Source organism: Arthrobacter terrae (assembly GCF_015708085.1).
GTDB classification, from domain to species: domain Bacteria; phylum Actinomycetota; class Actinomycetes; order Actinomycetales; family Micrococcaceae; genus Arthrobacter_M; species Arthrobacter_M terrae.
Genome location: NZ_JADNYM010000003.1, coordinates 128,583 through 145,924 on the forward strand (window position 1 = coordinate 128,583; position 17,342 = coordinate 145,924).

The 17,342-nt window shown below is 63.6% G+C and carries 15 protein-coding genes and 1 pseudogene; 3 read left to right on the top strand and 13 right to left on the bottom strand.

Features of this window, described 5'->3' with window-relative positions; translation table 11 throughout:
- Nucleotides 1-171 precede the first annotated feature (171 nt).
- From IV500_RS02870 to IV500_RS02915, 10 genes are all read right to left on the bottom strand, one after another.
- Nucleotides 172-792, bottom strand: a complete 621-nt coding sequence (locus IV500_RS02870; RefSeq protein ID WP_196395314.1) for a DUF4956 domain-containing protein — start codon at nt 790-792, stop codon at nt 172-174.
- Nucleotides 793-957: 165 nt separating this feature from the next.
- Nucleotides 958-1,614 (bottom strand): Maf family protein, encoded by a 657-nt coding sequence (locus IV500_RS02875; RefSeq protein ID WP_196395315.1) that lies wholly within the window; start codon nt 1,612-1,614, stop codon nt 958-960.
- 105 nt (nt 1,615-1,719) lie between these two features.
- Nucleotides 1,720-2,124, bottom strand: coding sequence for a DUF779 domain-containing protein (locus IV500_RS02880; protein ID WP_196395316.1), 405 nt, complete (start codon nt 2,122-2,124; stop codon nt 1,720-1,722).
- Nucleotides 2,125-2,182: 58 nt separating this feature from the next.
- Nucleotides 2,183-3,706, bottom strand: coding sequence for an acetaldehyde dehydrogenase ExaC (gene exaC / locus IV500_RS02885; protein WP_196395317.1), 1,524 nt, complete (start codon nt 3,704-3,706; stop codon nt 2,183-2,185).
- Between the two features lie 138 nt (nt 3,707-3,844).
- Complete coding sequence (locus IV500_RS02890; RefSeq protein WP_196395318.1) at nt 3,845-5,185, bottom strand: sigma-54-dependent transcriptional regulator family protein; 1,341 nt, start codon at nt 5,183-5,185, stop codon at nt 3,845-3,847.
- 8 nt (nt 5,186-5,193) lie between these two features.
- Nucleotides 5,194-5,637 carry a VOC family protein gene (locus IV500_RS02895; RefSeq protein ID WP_196395319.1) on the bottom strand — a complete coding sequence of 148 codons (444 nt, stop codon included), beginning with the start codon at nt 5,635-5,637 and terminating at the stop codon, nt 5,194-5,196.
- A 174-nt stretch (nt 5,638-5,811) separates the two neighbouring features.
- A complete protein-coding gene (locus IV500_RS02900) occupies nt 5,812-8,499 on the bottom strand; it encodes an MMPL family transporter (RefSeq protein WP_196395320.1) in 2,688 nt (895 codons plus the stop codon).
- A gap of 70 nt (nt 8,500-8,569) precedes the next feature.
- Entirely contained in the window at nt 8,570-9,223 is a 654-nt protein-coding gene (locus IV500_RS02905) for a TetR/AcrR family transcriptional regulator (protein ID WP_196395321.1), read from the bottom strand.
- A gap of 224 nt (nt 9,224-9,447) precedes the next feature.
- Nucleotides 9,448-10,896, bottom strand: a complete 1,449-nt coding sequence (locus IV500_RS02910) for a dicarboxylate/amino acid:cation symporter (protein WP_312875806.1) — start codon at nt 10,894-10,896, stop codon at nt 9,448-9,450.
- A 101-nt stretch (nt 10,897-10,997) separates the two neighbouring features.
- Nucleotides 10,998-12,731, bottom strand: a complete 1,734-nt coding sequence (locus tag IV500_RS02915) for a DUF885 domain-containing protein (protein ID WP_196395323.1) — start codon at nt 12,729-12,731, stop codon at nt 10,998-11,000.
- 46 nt (nt 12,732-12,777) lie between these two features.
- On the opposite strand from IV500_RS02915, the gene IV500_RS02920 reads away from it, so the two are divergent.
- Nucleotides 12,778-13,275: a hypothetical protein gene (locus tag IV500_RS02920; RefSeq protein WP_196395324.1), complete on the top strand. Its 498-nt coding sequence runs from the start codon at nt 12,778-12,780 to the stop codon at nt 13,273-13,275.
- 215 nt (nt 13,276-13,490) lie between these two features.
- On the opposite strand, the gene IV500_RS02925 is transcribed toward IV500_RS02920, so the two are convergent.
- Together IV500_RS02925 and IV500_RS02930 are read right to left on the bottom strand one after the other, a co-directional pair.
- Nucleotides 13,491-13,706 (bottom strand): acyl-CoA carboxylase subunit epsilon, encoded by a 216-nt coding sequence (locus tag IV500_RS02925; protein WP_196395325.1) that lies wholly within the window; start codon nt 13,704-13,706, stop codon nt 13,491-13,493.
- Nucleotides 13,703-15,286: an acyl-CoA carboxylase subunit beta gene (locus tag IV500_RS02930; RefSeq protein WP_196395326.1), complete on the bottom strand. Its 1,584-nt coding sequence runs from the start codon at nt 15,284-15,286 to the stop codon at nt 13,703-13,705. Before IV500_RS02930 ends, IV500_RS02925 begins: the two co-directional genes overlap by 4 nt.
- A 248-nt stretch (nt 15,287-15,534) precedes the next feature.
- On the opposite strand from IV500_RS02930, the gene IV500_RS02935 reads away from it, so the two are divergent.
- Complete coding sequence (locus IV500_RS02935; RefSeq protein ID WP_196395327.1) at nt 15,535-16,392, top strand: SDR family oxidoreductase; 858 nt, start codon at nt 15,535-15,537, stop codon at nt 16,390-16,392.
- A 27-nt stretch (nt 16,393-16,419) separates the two neighbouring features.
- On the opposite strand, the pseudogene IV500_RS22430 reads toward IV500_RS02935, so the two are convergent.
- Nucleotides 16,420-16,713, bottom strand: a pseudogene (locus tag IV500_RS22430) (IS1634 family transposase); the annotation flags it as partial.
- 381 nt (nt 16,714-17,094) lie between these two features.
- Between IV500_RS22430 and relB the strand changes: the two are divergent.
- A complete protein-coding gene (gene relB / locus IV500_RS02945) occupies nt 17,095-17,328 on the top strand; it encodes a type II toxin-antitoxin system RelB family antitoxin (protein ID WP_196395329.1) in 234 nt (77 codons plus the stop codon).
- Nucleotides 17,329-17,342: the final 14 nt, after the last annotated feature.

A 17,342-nucleotide genomic window follows, 5' to 3' on the forward strand; every position in this document is an offset into this window, starting at 1 on the left:
ATTTGCGGTCCACCCTGGTCTGCAGAGCCGCCTCGCTCATCACCTCTGCCAGAAGGATCGGCTCGCGTTCGGCCGCCACCGCAGCCAGGCTACCTAATGATTCGGAGCGGAGGTCCTGCCCTGTGCCGGCGGCCTGCGCCAGCGGGGCGGTCCGGGGACTGAGACCTGCGCTCATCGTTTGATCCTCTCCCGCTCGAACAGAAGCCGGGTCGACCGCGGACCAGCGGCGGGGCCGACGGCGCAGAAGGGCGCGCACCTGAAGCGGACATCGACCACAGTGAGGTCACGAACGGTGTCCAGCTCAAGCACCACGGTTCGCAGAATCCTGGCATTCAGCAACACTCCCAGCGCCGCGTGCAGCTGCTGCTCCACCGGGTATGCGGCGTCCAAAGTCACCGTCTGGCGCCGCGTGCCTGCAGCGAACCGTGGATGGTCGGCGAAAAACATGACGATGACCAGAGCCGCAGATACCGCGGGTGAGAACCAGAAAGGATCCGGATGCAGCCCGTTAATCAGTCCGATCGCCAGGGACATGAAGTAGTACGCCACTTCCTCCTGGGTGAGCGTGTCAGAGCGGAGCCGGATGATGGACAGAATACCGAACAGTCCCAGGCCCAATCCCAGGCCGGCATCGTTGCCGGACAGCAGCATCGTCACCGCCATGATGCCGACGTTCAGGGACACATAGGCTAATACCAGATCGCGGCGAAAGTGTCGGCGGAAGTAGACAGCAAAGACCAAAATACTGATGGCCGCAATGTCTGCAGCGGCCGCGAGCCATAGATTGAGCATTGAATCACTCTGCTACCTCAGCGCCGGGTGCGAAGCGGATGGGCCAGAGATAAGTGGACTATAAACTACTCCGGGCCGATAAGCCCATGCGTATTAGTAGGTGCTCGGCGGGTACCGCACCTGTGGCCAACGTGTGGCTTTGCGCCAGGAGTGGTCTGCGGCGGCTTACGTCCAGAATTCGGTGATACCGACGCCGGTGCTGGCGAGCAGTTCCCGCAGGGTGGAAATGGAAAGTCCCACGACCGTGTGGGGGTCTCCATTGATGCCGGTGATGAAAGACCCGCCCAGAGAATCAAGGGTGAATGCCCCGGCCACCTGCAGAGGTTCGCCGGTGGCGATATAAGCGTCGATCTCGGCTTCGGTCATGGCGGCGAAGCGCACTTCAGCGGAGGCTACTGTCCCAATCGTGGCAGCCGAGCCGGCGGAGGCACCCGCGCCGGGGACGCCGTCGTCGGCTGTTTCCCTGTTGTCCACAAGCCAGTGCCCGGTGTGCAGCACCCCTGTTCCACCGCTCATCCTTCGCAGCCGATCGCGCGCGACGGCGGCTTCGTAGGGTTTGCCGTAAGCCTTGCCGTCGAATTCGAAAACCGAATCGCAGCCGAGCACCAGCGCGCCGTCCGCCTCGTCCAGGGCCGCGACGGACTCGGCCTTCGCCCGGGCCAGCAACAAGGCCGTGTCATGAGAATCGGTAATCCCGTAGCGGGCGGTGACCGCGTCCTCGTCGACATCGGAGACCAGCACGCGGTGGGCAATGCCGGCGTTGGAGAGCAATTGGGTGCGGGCAGGGGAAGCGGAGGCCAAAATGAGGCGTAGATCGGTCATGCACTCAAGCCTAAACTGGACCGGGAGCAGCAAAGAATGACCGAGGTGAGTGTCATGGTTCGGAATCCGAATTCCGCAGGCCCGAAAATCCCGCGCTGATTTACCTCAGGGCGAGTCGATCAGGCGGGACCTGATCAGGAAGCGGACACCCTCGGGTGCCTCGACCGAGAATCCGCTGCCGCGGCCGGGCACCACGTCCACGGTCAAATGCGTGTGGCTCCAGTTCTTGAACTGCTCCCCGGACATCCAGAACTCCAGGGGTTTGCTGACCGGGGGCTCCGCCAGCTCAAAGCGGCCCAGCAGCACGTCCTGGTCCCCGGTCAGGAATTCGCCGGCCGGGAAGCACATCGGCGAGGAACCATCGCAGCAACCGCCCGACTGATGGAACATCAGCGGCCCGTGCCGCTGCCATAAAAGCAGCAGAAGGTCCACGGCGGCGGCCGTCAGCGCCACGCGGGATTCAGTCTCCGCGGGGAGCGTAATACTGGCGTCGAGCAGCGCAGCGGCCATCGTCGTCGTCCTTCCTATTTTTGAACTGCAGCGAATCGTTTGCGGCGGGAAGAATGGCCTAGAAGAAGCCGAGCTTGTTTTCCGAGTAGCTCACCAGCAGGTTCTTGGTCTGCTGGTAGTGATCGAGCATCATGGCGTGGTTTTCGCGTCCGATGCCGGAGGACTTATAGCCGCCGAAGGCCGCGCCCGCGGGGTAGGCGTGGTAGTTGTTCACCCAGACCCGTCCGGCCTGGATTTCCCGGCCGGCGCGGTACGCTACGTTGCCGTTGCGGGACCAGACGCCGGCACCGAGTCCGTAGAGCGTGTCATTGGCGATGTGCATGGCGTCGGCGTAGTCGTCGAACCGCGCCACCGAGACCACCGGGCCGAAGATCTCCTCCTGGAAGATCCGCATGTTGTTGGTGCCCTCGAAGATTGTCGGCTGGATGTAATAACCCCCGGCCAGATCGCCATCGAGCTCCGCGCGCGCTCCGCCGGTGAGCAGCTTAGCGCCCTCCTGCCTGCCGATGTCCAGATACGAGAGGATCTTCTCCAGCTGGTCGTTGGAAGCCTGGGCGCCGAGCTGCGTGTTCGTATCAAGCGGGTTGCCCTGGATGATTTTCTCCGTCCGGGCAATTGCATCCGCCATGAACGAATCATAGATGGACCCCTGGACCAAGGCACGGGAAGGGCAGGTGCAGACCTCGCCCTGATTGAAGGCGAAGAGGGTGAAGCCTTCCAGCGCCTTATCGTAGAAGGCATCATTGGCCGCGGCGACATCGGCGAAGAAGATGTTCGGGCTCTTGCCGCCCAGCTCCAGTGTGACCGGAATCAGATTCTGGCTGGCGTACTGGCTGATCAGCCGGCCCGTTGTGGTCTCGCCGGTGAAGGCGATCTTGCGGACCCGCGGGCTGGATGCCAGCGGTTTCCCGGCCTCCACGCCGAAGCCGTTGACCACGTTCAGGACGCCGGCGGGCAGCAGATCGCCGATCAGTTCCATCAGCACCAGAATCGACGTCGGCGTCTGTTCCGCTGGTTTAAGCACGACGGCGTTGCCGGCCGCCAGCGCGGGGGCCAGCTTCCAGACGGCCATCAGAATAGGGAAGTTCCAAGGGATGATCTGCCCGACCACGCCGAGTGGCTCGTGATAATGGTAGGCCGTCGTGTCGTCGTCGAGCTGGGAAAGCCGGCCTTCCTGTGCGCGCACGGCGCTGGCAAAGTAGCGGAAATGATCCGCGGCCAGCGGGATGTCTGCGGCAAGGCATTCGCGGATCGGTTTACCGTTGTCCCAGGTCTCCGCGACCGCGAGGAGTTCCAGGTTCTCGTCAATCCGATCTGCGATTTTGTTCAGCACCGCGGCACGTTCGGCCACCGGCGTTTTTCCCCATGACGGGGCGATCTTGTGGGCGGCATCAAGGGCCAGCTCGATGTCTTCGGCGGTGCCGCGGGCCACCTCGCAGAAGGCCTTGCCGGTGACGGGGGAGATGTTCTCGAAATACTGGCCCTTCACCGGGGCCACCCATTCGCCGCCGATCCAATTCTCATACCTGTCCTTGAACGTGACCTTTGCATCGGGCTGTCCGGGCTGGGCGTAAACGGTCATGGTGTGCTCCTTATTTGCGCGGTCGTATCTGCGCAGTCAAGCGGACGTCGTCGTCCTTGCTGCACAGCGTAGGCCAGGACAGGTTGCAGTGCAGTTGCAATACTGGTGCACGGCAGCTTTCGGGGCAGCGTGTGGTCCTCAGCCGGCTTCGGCGCGCAGCCGTTCCAAATGGGCGACGACGGCGGCCCGCCTGGGGGAGCGGGCTGGAAGGAGGCGCAGCGCAGTGTGCCACGCCTCGCCGTCGTCCCTGGCTTCCGGTAGCTGAAGGTACTGCAGGATTACGTCCGGGCCCGCGTCGGTGAGGATTGCATCGCGCAGCAGGCCACTGACTGAGCGGCGCAGATCGACAATAGCTGGTGCCTCGGAGCGCGGCATGACCTCCCCCCGGTAGATGCTCAGGGCCAGACGGTGAGCCCCCCGGTCCAAGTGGGTCAGCACCTGCTGGGCATCCACGGCCACCTCGGTGGGCAGCAGGTAGGGGCGTGACTTCGGCACCAGGGCCTCGCAATGCCCCCGCAGCAACCGCCGCAGCCGGACCAGCTCAGCACGTACTGTGGGCACCGAAGCACGCTCCGGATAGACCATGGCGGCGAGTTCCTCGGCGGACAGACCACGCGGGTGCAGGGCCAGTAGGGTGAGGATTTCCGTATGGCGTTCACTCAGCGTAACGGTGCGGCCGGCCACATGCAGCAGCCCGTGGTCGCGGCCAAGGATCTGCAGACTAATCCGGTGTGGCGCTGCGGCCACAGGTGCAATTACGGTGCCCCGGTGCGTGGCGGCCCGTGGGGCGCTCATGCGCTGTTCCAGCCGCAGGACCTGCAGCTGCGCCCGCGCAGCTGCCACCGTCGCGTTCATTAGTGCAAGCGTGTGCCCGGCGACGGCCTCGGTGCCGCCAGTGATGTCCAGAATCCCCAGGACGGAGCCGGTGTCCGGGTCATGCACGGGGACGGCGGTGCAGCTCCATGAATGCACTCCCGGATTGAAGTGCTCGGCCCCGGCGATCTGGATACTCCGCTTCGTTGCCACGCTGGTGCCGGGAGCGCTGGTCCCTACCGCAGCCTCGGACCAGTCGGCCCCCGCGATGAAGTTGATCCGGGAAGCCTTGACTTGGGCTGCGGCGTCCCCCTGCACCCAGAGCAACCTGCCGTGCTGATCGCCGACGGCAACCAGAAGACCGGTATCACGGCTTGGCTGGACCAGGAGCTGGGCAATGACGGGAAGGACAGCGTGCAGCGGGTGGCTTCGTCGGTAGTCATCGAGCTCATCGTCCTCCCACAGCAGCGCTGGCCGGATGGAAGCGGGATGAGCGACGTGATGTAAAGACCGCTCCCATGACTCGCGTACTTCCGGCCGCAGCCCCCCGGCCGGAAGAGAGCCGGCCTGAGGGGAGCCGGGCGCGGCTTGGCAAAGATTTTCATGCGCGGTGAACGCTCCGTCTTGGATGGCAGCCGGGCTGAACGGGCGGCGATGTGGTTCCATTTACGGTTTCAGGGGCCCGTCGGCGGTGTTCGTGGTTCGCCGCGGTAGGTTCCAAAAGTCCAGTGGTTTCCTTCGGTGTCGCTGGCCGAGAATTCCATGCTGCCGTATTCCGTTTGCACCGGCTCCGTCACCGTCAGGCCGCCGCGGTCCAGGAGCCGCCGGTGCAGGGACGGGATATCCGAGCACACCACGTAGGCGGCAAAGGTACCCGGTTCCAGGGTGAACGGGCCCTGCGGTTTATGGCTGCCCGCCATGATGCCCCCGCCCTCGGGCCAATCCAATTGCGCATGCGCCACCGCTTCACCGTCCATATAAACGGCCGTCTTAAGGAACCCGAAGCAATCCACCAGGTAGTCAATGAGGGCTACGGCATCGCGGGCCTGAAGGGCCGGCCATACATTCGGGGCAGGGACGGCCGCCGACAGATTTCCGCCCACTTGGGTTTCAGACATGTCCCTAGTATCCGCCGCAGCCGCCCTGTTGGCTAGGGCTGCATGCGGCGCCGGTTAGGTATTCACTTCGCAACCGGTGGTGGTGCTTCAGTTATAGGTGGGACAGCTGACGCCGCTTTTGAGGGCCAACGCCGGGTCACCTGCCGCGAAGTGCACAACAGATGGTCAAGCGAGTCAGGAACGCCTGCCCATGCCCACCAAATCGGAGGATGGATTGCCTGTAGTCCCGCCTGTAGTCCCGCCCGGAACCGCCGCCGCTTCGGAGGCCGCGGTGTTGGTGCCCAGCGGGGATTTCTCCAGGTTGGCGCCCTCAACATCCACATCCGGCAGGATTTTGTCCAACCAGCGCGGGATCCACCAGGCACTCCTGCCGAGCAGGTACATGGCCGCCGGAATGATGGTCATCCGGACCACAAAGGCGTCCAGCAGTACCCCGAAGGCCATCGCGAAGCCCAGCGGCCGGACCATGGTCAGGTGGCTGAAGATGAAACCGGCGAAGACACTGGTCATGATGATGGCCGCAGCCACCACCACGCGGGCGGCGTGGCTGAAACCGGTCCGCACTGCCGCTTTGGCGCTCTGGCCGTGGACGTAGGCCTCGCGCATACCGGAAACAATGAACACCTGGTAGTCCATGGCCAGGCCGAAGAGCACGCCGATCAAAATGATCGGCAGGAAGCTCAGCACGGCCCCCGGATTGGGTACGTCGAAGATGGCACTGAGCCAGCCCCACTGGTACACGGCCACCACGCCTCCGAACGCCGCGGCGAGGGAGAGCAGGAAGCCTGCGGTGGCAAGAATCGGTACCAGGATGGAGCGGAAGACCAGGAGCAAGAGCACCAGCGAGAGGCCGACGACGACGACCAGATACAGCGGCAGGGCGGCACCGAGCTTGTTGGAGACGTCTACGTTGGCAGCCGTCTGCCCGGTCAGCCCGAGCGTAACGCCCGTATCCTTGGTGATCTGGGCGCCCTTGGCCCGCAGATCGGCGATGACCTGGACTGTGCTGGCGCTGGCGGGCCCCTCCGTGGGAACGACCTGGAACACCGCGGTCCGGCGGTTCTCGCTCAGGGCAGCAGGCACCGCCGCGACGACATTCGGGACTGTCCGCAGCTCATCGGCCACCTTCAGCTCCAGCGCCTGGGCATCGTTGGCGCTTAAGCCCGCCGGCAGGGAGCCGACGGCGATGATGGGACCGTTGATGCCCTCGCCAAAGTTCTTCCCGGTCAGCTGGTAGGCCTGATAGGCGCTGGAATCTACTGGCTCCGAGGCGCCATCCGGCAGTGCCAGACGAAGGCCCGCAGCCGGGACGGCGATAATGCCGAGCGCGACGACGGCCGTGACGAGGGTGAGGACGGGGTGCCGGGTGACGAAACCGCCCCAGCCCTTGCCGCTCTTAGCCGTCTCCGCAGCGGCGCCGTCCGTCGCGACGTGTTTTCCATGCTTGGCCGTGGTCTTGGCCCAGGCACGTTTGGAGATCAGCCTGGGACCAATCAGGCCCAGCAGTGCCGGCGTGAGGGTCAAGGCGACGATGACCGCAACGGCGACGGTGGCCGCGGCTGCGACACCCATCACGCCCAGGAACGGCAGCCCGGAGACGGTCAAAGCGGAGAGCGCAATGACAACCGTCAGCCCGGCAAACAGCACAGCGTTGCCGGAGGTGCCGGTGGCCCTGGCCACCGACTCCTCAAGAGCCATTCCGGCCAGCAGTTGCTGCCGGTGCCGGTTAACAATGAAGAGCGAATAATCAATTCCCACGGCCAAGCCGAGCATCAGTGCCAGGATCGGCGAGATTGAGGACATCTCGACCACGCCGCTGAGGGCGAATCCGCCGCCCACTCCGACGGCGACCCCGATTACGGCCATGATGAGCGGCAGACCGGCGGCGACCATGGTGCCCAGCATGAGGATCAGCACAGCAGCGGCCACGGCGATGCCAATGACTTCGGCGGTGCCGAAGATTTCTGAGACGTCCTGAGTGATTTCCTTGCTCGGATACACCTGCACACCGGACTCCGCGGCCTGCTGCACCGCAGCCTGGAGTTGGGTGCGGACCTCGGGGGTGAGGCCGTCGATAGCGCCGGTGAACTGGATCCGGGCGATTGCGGCCTGGCCGTTTGCGGAGACAAATCGGATGGCCTGGGCAGCAGCGGCCTGCTGCTTGCTCAGCTCGAGGGCGCTGCGCTGCTGCGCGATTTCGGCCACGCCGTCGTCGTACGTTTTTTTGTTCTGGTCGTAGCTGGCCTGCCCCGCTGCCAGCTGCTGCCGGCCCGCGTCGATCCTGGCCTGCGCGGCAGCCAGCTGGGACTGCTGGGCGGCGGTGCTGGCGCCGCCCGATGATGCCGTGGCTGCCTTCTGCTGGTCCAGCTGCTGCTGGCTCGCGTCCAGATTCTTCGCCGCCGACGCCAGCTGGGCCGCAGCAGCGTCAAGCTGCGGTTTGCCGGCATCGAGCTTGGCTTGGGCATCGGTGAGCTTCGTTTCACCGTCGGCAATCTGGCCACTGGTGCTGTCGAGGGTGGCCTGCGTGCTGAAGGGATCCGTGACGCTGCGGACGTCCGGGACCGTCGCAGCCTTCTTCAGCGCGGCGCTGATGGCGTCCTTCTGAACCTGCGTGAAGGGAGTTCCATCGGAAGTGGCGAAGACAACGCTGCCGCTGCCGCCGGAGGACTGGGGCAGATCAGCCTTGAGCTTGTCGGCCACCTGTTGAGTTTCGGTGCCGGGAATCTTGAAGCTGTTGGACGTCTGACCGTGGAAAAGCAACGCTGAACCGCCCACCAGTACCACGATCAGGGCCCAGGCGGCTATCACCCACCAGTGGCGTCGGGCAGAAAATTTGCCGAGGCGGTAGAGCAGCAAAGCCATGATTTTTCCGTTTCTTAATGGGGGGTGAATTTTTCAGCTGCGGTTGATGTTGGCTGCACTGAAACAGGACTTAGCTGTGGAAGCCGTCCCGCAGGTGGCCGATAGCGCTGACGAGAAGCTCACGAAGCCGTGCGAGCGAAGCGGGGCTGATGTCCTCGCCGTGGCGGCGGAACCAAACCTCGACAGCCGCGCGCCCGCAGGCAATCACCGACTGGACGAGGGCGTGCAGGTACAGTTCGCCATTGACATCCATGCCGCTGCTGCCCTCGCCTTCACGTACGGCCAGGCGGCTTCCAATCGTGGCGATGATCTGGCTGCTGCAGTTATCCCATGCCTCAAGCTGGAAGCGTGAGAGCTGGGCATCGCCTTGGGTGAGGGCAAAAGTTTCCGCCAGGGTGGCCAGATCCGACGGGGCAACGGCGGTCAGCGCGTGCTGCGCGGATTCAAGTAACGGCTCGTCCTGCGGGCGCAGAAGGAGTTGCTCAATCACCGTGTCCAGATATTTCTGCGTGAAACTGGCGATGGCCGCTTCCGGGCTGGAGAAGTAATTGAAGAACGTCCGCCGCGAAACGCCTGCCGCGTTGGCAACGTCGTCGGCGGTGAAACCGTTCATTCCGTTGGCCCGCAGCAGCTCCAGCGCCGCCGCCGCGATGGCTTCCCGCGTCGCGGCCTTGTTCAGCTCGCGCCGCGACACAGTGATGGAGTCGCCGGCAGTTGTTGTCATAGTCCTACGATAAGGCTCATGTTGCACTCGGTGCAACTTGTGCAGTCAGTGCAGTTGCTGGGAGCGCAAAAAGTGCGGCCGGTGTCAGCCGGCGTCAAAGGCGCAACGCAGGCCGTCCCGCCGGTCGGGGACCGGCGGGACGGGTATTGCGGGACGGGCATTGCGGGACGGGCATTGCGGGACAAACGGCGGCACGGGCTTCGCCGTCGTCGGCCCTTCTATATCTATACGCGGGTGAGTTCCCCTTCGCGGACACTCGTCGCGTCGGCTGCGTCCGCCGCACCGGCAACGTCCGCGGCATCCTCCGCAGGGGTGTCATCGGCAAACGGATCGCCGTTGCGCGGAGCATTGTAGAGGGCCAGATCCAGGATGCCCTGACGCTTGGCCACAATGGTCGGCACCAGCGCCTGGCCCGCAACGTTGACCGCGGTGCGGCCCATGTCCATGATCGGATCGATCGCCAAGAGCAAACCGACGCCGGCCAGTGGCAGGCCAAGGGTGGACAGCGTCAGCGTGAGCATAACGACGGCGCCGGTGGTTCCGGCCGTTGCGGCCGAACCCAGAACGGAGACCAAAACGATCAGCAGGTACTGGGTCACATCAAGATTGATTCCGAAGAACTGAGCTACGAAGATGGCGGCAACTGCCGGGTAGATGGCCGCACAACCGTCCATCTTGGTGGTGGCACCGAGCGGGACGGCGAAGGATGCGTAGCCGCGGGGTACGCCCAGGTTGCGCTCCGTGACGCGCTGGGTGAGTGGCAGCGTGCCGATCGAAGACCGGGAGACAAAGCCGAGCTGAACAGCGGGCCAGACGCCGGAGAAGTAGGCCCTGACGGACAAACCGTGGCTCCGGATCAGAATCGGGTAGACCACGAACAGCACCAGCATCAGCCCGGCATAGATTGCCACGGTGAATTTTCCCAGCGAGCCGATGGTGTCCCAGCCGTAGCTGGAGACGGCGTGGCCGATCAGGCCGACGGTGCCAATCGGGGCGACACGAATGACCCACCAGAGCAACTTCTGGATGACGGCGAGGGCGGAAGCGTTGAGTTTCAGGAACGGGTCCGCAGCCTTGCCGACCTTCAAAGCGGCTACTCCTACGACGATGGCGATCACTAGGATCTGCAGAACGTTGAAGCTCACCGCAGTGGTGACCGCGCCCCCCTGTGCCACGGTTGAGTTTGCACCCAGGCCGAGGAAATTCTTGGGGAAGAGCCCGGTCAGGAAGGCCCACCAGTCACCGGTCTTGCCGGTGTAGCTGGCCGGGGCGGTCTTGTCCGTGCCGGCACCGGGCTGGAACAGTAGGCCCAGGCCGATGCCGATGCTCACCGCAATCAGAGCGGTGATGGCGAACCAGAGCAGCGTGTTCCAGGCTAATCTGGCCGCGTTGGCGACCTGGCTAAGATTCGCAATAGAGCTGACGACGGCGGTGAAAATGAGCGGAACGACGGCAGCCTGCAGCAGCGAGACGTAGCTGCTGCCGATGGTGGTCAGCGTCGTGTCCAGTCCATTGGGGGCGGCCTTGGGACCGGTGCCGATGGATTTGGCGATCAAACCCAGGACCAGGCCGACGATGAGCGCGGCAACGATCTGGACGCCAAAGGACGTAGCCCATTTGGGCAATTTACGGCCGGGCTTGCGGATGGTGGGGTTCTGGGCGGTTGAAGTCACTCCCATACGCTATGGCCAAGTTACTACCACATTCCAGTCCAGGTTGCGAATTGTGACGTTTCGGATTTATTCCCGAAGCTGTCCATACTGCCGGACAAATTTCAGCCCAGGAGTGCGGCCTTGAGTGTGTCCAGCCCAACGGAGCCGAGGTTAAGGGCGCGGGTGTGGAAGGCCTTCAGGTCGAAGTCCGCTCCGTCCAGCAGCCGGCGTTCGTCGCGGATCTGCTCCCACAGCCGCTGGCCGATTTTGTAGGACGGCGCCTGACCGGGCCAGCCGAGATACCGATTGAACTCGAAGTCCAGCTGTCCGGTGCTGATATCCAGGTTCTTGTGCAGGAAGTCATAGCCGGATTCGGGCGTCCATCTTCCCGTGCCCCAACGGGCGGGAATCTCCAGCTCCAGGTGGACACCGATATCGAACACGACCCTGGCTGCCCGCATCCGCTGGCCATCCAGCATCCCCATCTTGTCGCCCGGGTCAGAGAGGTAACCCAGCTGCTCCATCAACCGTTCGGCGTAAAGCGCCCAGCCTTCGCCGTGTCCGGAGACCCAGCAGGCGTTGCGCCGCCACTTGTTCAACAGCCCGCTCTGATACGTTGCGGTCGCCACCTGCAGATGGTGTCCGGGCACGCCCTCGTGATAGACCGTTGTGGTCTCCGCCCATGTGGTGAATGAATCCTCACCGGCGGGCACGGACCACCACATCCGTCCCGGACGGGAGAAGTCCTCGCTGGGGCCGGTGTAGTAAATGCCGCCTTCCTGCGTTGGGGCGATCCGGCATTCGAGGGTGCGCATAATGTCCGGGATCTCGAAGTGCACGCCGGCAAGTTCCGTGACAGCCTTGTCCGCTAGCTCCTGCATCCAACTCTGCAGTGCAGCAGTGCCCTGCAGCGTGCGGGCGGGGTCCTCGTTGAGCAGTTTCTTGGCCTCGGCGATGCCTGCACCGGGCTTGATTTGCTCTGCTACCTGCTCCTGCTCGGCAATGATACGGTCCAGTTCTTCCACGCCCCAGGCGTACGTTTCGTCCAGGTCGACGGCGGAACCAAGGAAGGCGCGGGAGGCCAGCGCGTAGCGGGCGCGGCCGACGGCGTCCTTCTCCGGTGCCGCCGGCAGCAGCTCCTCGCGCAGGAAACGGCTCAGCACGCCATACGCTCCGCGGGCTGCCTGTGCTGCTTCCTGCAGTCCTGCCATCGTCGACGGCGGCAGTGCGGTGCCGCCGTGGTTCTGTGTGTCCTGATTGTCCTGTGCTTCCTGATTATTCAGGCGGGCAGCGGCGGCCATGGCAGCGAAAAAACCGTCCTCGGCCGCATGCCGGTCGGCCTGCCCGATCACATTTTTCACCTGTCGACGGGCCGCAATAAGACCGCGCTCCCAGCCGGCCCGCAGGGATTGGATGTAGCCGTCGATTGCGGCGGGAACGTTCATCATGCGGCCCGCGATGTGTTCCCAGTGCTCCACCGTGGCGGTCGGCATCAGATCGAAAATAGCCCGGATATTTTGCGCCGGACAGGCGATGTTGTTCAGGTCCGCAAGATTCCAACCGGTGGCGTGCAGCTGTAGGTCCAGGCCCAGCCGCTCGCGCATTGCGTGCAGCGTGGTGGCATCCACGGCGTCCTCCGGCTCCAGCGCACTTAGCTGTTCCAGCGCCTGCTCAGCAGCGGCGGCGAAAGCGTCGTGGCCGGCAGGGGAGTAGTCGCGGTATTCCCTCTCATGGCCCGGAAGCCCCAGCTCGGTGGCGAAGCCGGGATCCAATTCCAGTAGCCGCTGCGTGTAGGCGTCCGCCACGGCATCGATGGCCGTGGACTTCCGGGAGGGTTTCAACGCGTTGATAGTCATCCAACCGAGCCTACCGGGGAAGGAACGCCCGTGGTAGACCGGACTTATGAATATGATGCGAGGACTTCTCAGTGGTGCCGCGGCCGGAGCTGCAGGCACTACGGCGCTGAATGCCGTCACCTATCTGGATATGGTCCTGCGAGCCCGGCCCACTAGCGAAACGCCTGAAAAGACGGTGGAAAAGCTCACCGAAGTAGCCCACCTTCAGATCCCGGGCGATGACGGCGAGAGAAAGAACCGGGTGGCAGGCCTCGGCCCCATTACGGGTCTGACTGTCGGAGTCGGAGTTGGTATGGTGTTGGGCGGTGCCCGAGCCGCAGGTCTGTGTCCCGGTACCGCCATGAGCACATTACTGGGTGCCGGTGGCGCGATGGCAGGTTCCGACGTCCCGATGGCCGCGCTGGGGATCACTGATCCACGGTCCTGGTCCGTGGTCGGCTGGATGAGCGACATAGTCCCGCATCTCGCCTACGGAGTGGTGACCGCGGCACTGCTCCATCAGCTGCTGCCCAAATCCACCCGCGCCCGCTCCATCCCCGGCTAGGTCTGTGCGATCCGGATACTGCAAAGGGTTACCCGAACCCGAATGCGGATCTGTCGAAATGTCAGTCCCTGCGAAAACTTGGTTGCAGCGCATGCACTGCAACCACTGCATGCAGTGCAGGCAAGTCTGGAATCGGATGTAGCTCTCCGTAGGGGACCGTGGCCCGCGCACTTCCCAGCATATTTTTGGCCCTGCGGCGCCGGGGTTCCGGTAACTTAGCCGCGGCTGCGGCGCCAGGCTCCGGGTCCGGGCTTCGGGGCGAGGTTGAGGGCGGTGCGGCGCGCCCAATGCCGCTGTGGAGGCCGTGCCGGAGCATCGTCGTTGGCCGTTTGGAGAGCGAGCACAACGGCGGTCAGGGCTGCGAGCTCCTCGGCCGTCGGGCTTCCCTTAACGACGCGCAGAAAATCGGCCGGGGTGCTGGTGGTACTCACAGTGGGATGTTTCCGTGTTTTTTCGCCGGCAGGCTGGCGCGTTTGTCGCGCAGGGCACGGAGGCCGCGGATCAGGGCGATGCGGGTGTCCGACGGGGCAATCACCGCATCCACATAACCTAATTGCGCGGCTTGATAAGGATTGAGCAGCTCCTCCTCATACTGGCGGACCACATCCTGGCGCTTTTGCTCCACGTCGCCGCCCTCGGCGGCCACCGCGGCCAGTTCGCGGCGATACAGAATATTGACCGCACCCTGGGCACCCATCACGCCGATCTGCGCAGTTGGCCACGCGAGGTTCAGGTCTGCGCCGAGCTTTTTGGAGCCCATCACAATGTAGGCTCCGCCGTAAGCCTTGCGGGTGATGACCGTCAGCTTGGGCACGGTGGCCTCGGCATAGGCGTACAGCAGTTTGGCCCCGCGGCGGATAATGCCCTGGAACTCCTGATCTTTGCCCGGCAGGAAGCCCGGCACATCCACGAGGGTGATGATCGGGATATTGAACGCGTCGCAATGCCGGACAAAGCGCGCGCCCTTCTCCGAGGCATTGATATCCAGGGTGCCGGCGAACTGCATCGGCTGGTTGGCCACGATGCCAACAGTATGTCCCTCTATGCGGCCGTAACCGATGATGATGTTCGGTGCGTACAGGGCCTGCATCTCCAGGAAGTGGCCGTCGTCGACAATCTGCTCGATTACCGCACGCATGTCGTAGGGCTGATTCGCTGAATCCGGAACCAGCGCATCGAGGGTCAGGTCGCCGTCGTCGACCTCCAGTTCCTGCTCGTGCTCCGTTACCGGCCCCTCGGCCAAATTGTTGGAGGGCAGGAAATCCAGCAATTCACGGACAAATTCAACGGCATCGGGCTCATCCGTTGCCAGGTAAGTGGAGGTGCCGGTGGTGGTGTTGTGCTGGCGGGCGCCTCCGAGGGTCTCCATGTCCACGTCCTCGCCGGTCACGGTCCTGATCACGTCGGGACCGGTGATGAACATGTGGCTGGTTTTATCCACCATGACCACGTAATCCGTCAGTGCGGGCGAGTACGCGGCACCTCCCGCGGATGGACCCATGATCAGGGAAATCTGCGGGACCACGCCCGAGGCATGCACGTTGTTGCGGAAAATGTCCGCAAACATGGCCAAGGAGGCTACGCCCTCCTGGATGCGTGCGCCGCCGCCGTCCAGGATACCGACAACGGGGCAGCCATTGCGCAGCGCGAACTCCTGCACCTTGACGATTTTTTCGCCGTTAACCTGGCTGAGCGAACCGCCATAAACGGTGAAGTCCTGGCTGTAGACCGCGACCGGACGACCGTCTACCGTGCCGTAACCCGATACCAGACCATCGCCCAGGGGTTTCTTTTTCTCCATGCCGAAGGCCGTGGACCGGTGCGTTGCCAGGGCGTCGAACTCGGTGAAGGAGCCCGGATCGAGAAGCATGTCGATGCGCTCGCGGGCGGTGTGCTTGCCGCGGGCGTGCTGCTTTTCGACGGCGGCAGGACCGGAAGGCTGCTCGGCCGCGGTCAACCGGTCACGGAAATCCGCGATCTTACCGGCGGTTGTGGTCAGATCGTGGCTCATATGCGCTCCGGCTCGGTTGGCTGGTGGAATGGCGTTAAGTAGGAAACGCACAAAACAGGGGACGTCCTCACCAGTCTAATGAGGGGACGGGCAGGTATCTGTGTAGCAAACCTACAATTTCGCCGCAGTGCTCTAGCGGTGCAGGGCTAATGATCCGGAGCCAGCCCTCTCATAGCGTGCCGCACTATTGACCGGAACTGCGTTTCGAGTGGGAAGACAGTGCGCGACCTCGGGTCTAGGCTGGGCGCATGAGGACGGTATCTGGGTCAGAGGCAGGGGTGAGGCGGTCATTGACGGGACGAACGCTGCTGATTTCCGGCGGCAGCCGCGGCATCGGCCTGGCCATCGCTTTGCGCGCGGCCCAGGACGGAGCCAACGTTGTGCTGCTGGCCAAGACAGGGGAGCCGCGCCCGTCCCTGGAAGGGACAGTCTTTACCGCTGCCGAACAGATCCGTGCCGCCGGTGGCCATGCGCTTGCCATGGTGGGCGATGTGCGCAGTGACGATGACGTAGCCAACGCCGTTGCTGCCGCCGATACAACGTTTGGCGGCATCGACGTCGTCGTCAATAATGCTTCAGCCATCGACCTGTCCACAACTGACCAACTGTCGATGAAGCGCTATGACCTAATGGCGGATATCAACGTGCGCGGGGCATTTATGCTCGCAAAGTTTTCTCTTCCGTCGCTGCGCAGATCAGCCAATCCGCACATTCTGACGCTCTCTCCGCCGCTGAATCTGGCTCCGCGTTGGGCCGGGGCGCATTTGGGCTACACGATGGCTAAATACGCCATGAGCCTGATCACACTCGGGCTGGCGGAGGAGCTGAAGGAGGACGGGATTGCGGTGAATTCGCTGTGGCCGTGCACGCTCATTAATACAGCTGCGGTTCGAAACATGCCCGACGGCGAACGGTTGGCGGAAGGGGCGCGGCGACCGGATATTGTGGCCGACGCCGCGCATGCTGTTTTGACTCGATCCAGCCGCGAAACCACGGGGAATTTCTTCACCGATGAGCAGGTGCTCGCGGAGGAGGGGATCACGGACTTCACCGCCTACAATTCCGGTGCTCCGGGCAGCCCACCGGTGCCGGATATCTTTCTCTGAACCGTCATCTCCCGCTCAGACGGTGAGGCCGCCGGTGGAGGGGGAGATCATCACGGTTTCGTCGATGCTGGCGAGCCGATCGAGCAGGTCGCGAACGCAGTGGTGTTCGCGGCGTTCCGGGCTTCTGGGCGCATGAGGTGAGCGGCTTGCAGGGCCAGGACGCAGGTGAAGGTGTGGATGCGGATATTGTGTTCGGTCCAGTGGTTCATCGGTGAAAACGACACGACGTGGGTCCTTGAGCTGGCGGAATCCGAATTCGGCATCGGATTGGGATCGGTAGGGCGCTACTACCTCGGCGATGGGCCAGTCCTCGTGGATGGTGCGTGCGGCCGCGGTGCGGCGGGTCTTCCCGCGGGTCAGCCAGAAGCTGCTGTCACGGTGACCGCCGCCCGACTGCTGTGTCGGAAATCAGCAGCCCCCGGCTTTTCTAACCGGCGCGGGGACAGGCTTTTTTGATACTGGGAGCTAGCCAATGGGACTGGAATCAAGCAGGGCCTAACCAGTGTTCGAGCGGTCGGAACAGTGGATGTCTCCGCTACGCCTGAAGGTGGCGCATAGCCTCTGGTCGGTACCGGGTCATACGGAGAAGCGATTAATCGAGAGAATTCTCGGCCATTCTCCGAGACTATCTGCGTCCCAAGAATCGCCAGCATGGTCTTTACCAAAGGACGTTAACTTGTATAAGGAGAGAAGGAGTACAAGATGGCGAAGACACCGATGAATGTGTGGATCGACAGGGACCTGGATAGTCGTCTCGATGCCCCCGCGAAGAGAACCGGGCGCACAAAGAGCTTCTACGCGGTTGAGGCGATAAAGGAATTCCTCCAAGCGCAGGAGGACTATTTCCTGGCGAAGGACTCCCGCGCGGAGTTCTGCAACTCTGGCGAAGCCGCAATCGACATGGAAGACGTTGATTGGGACAGCCTCGATCGATGACATACCGGATCCGT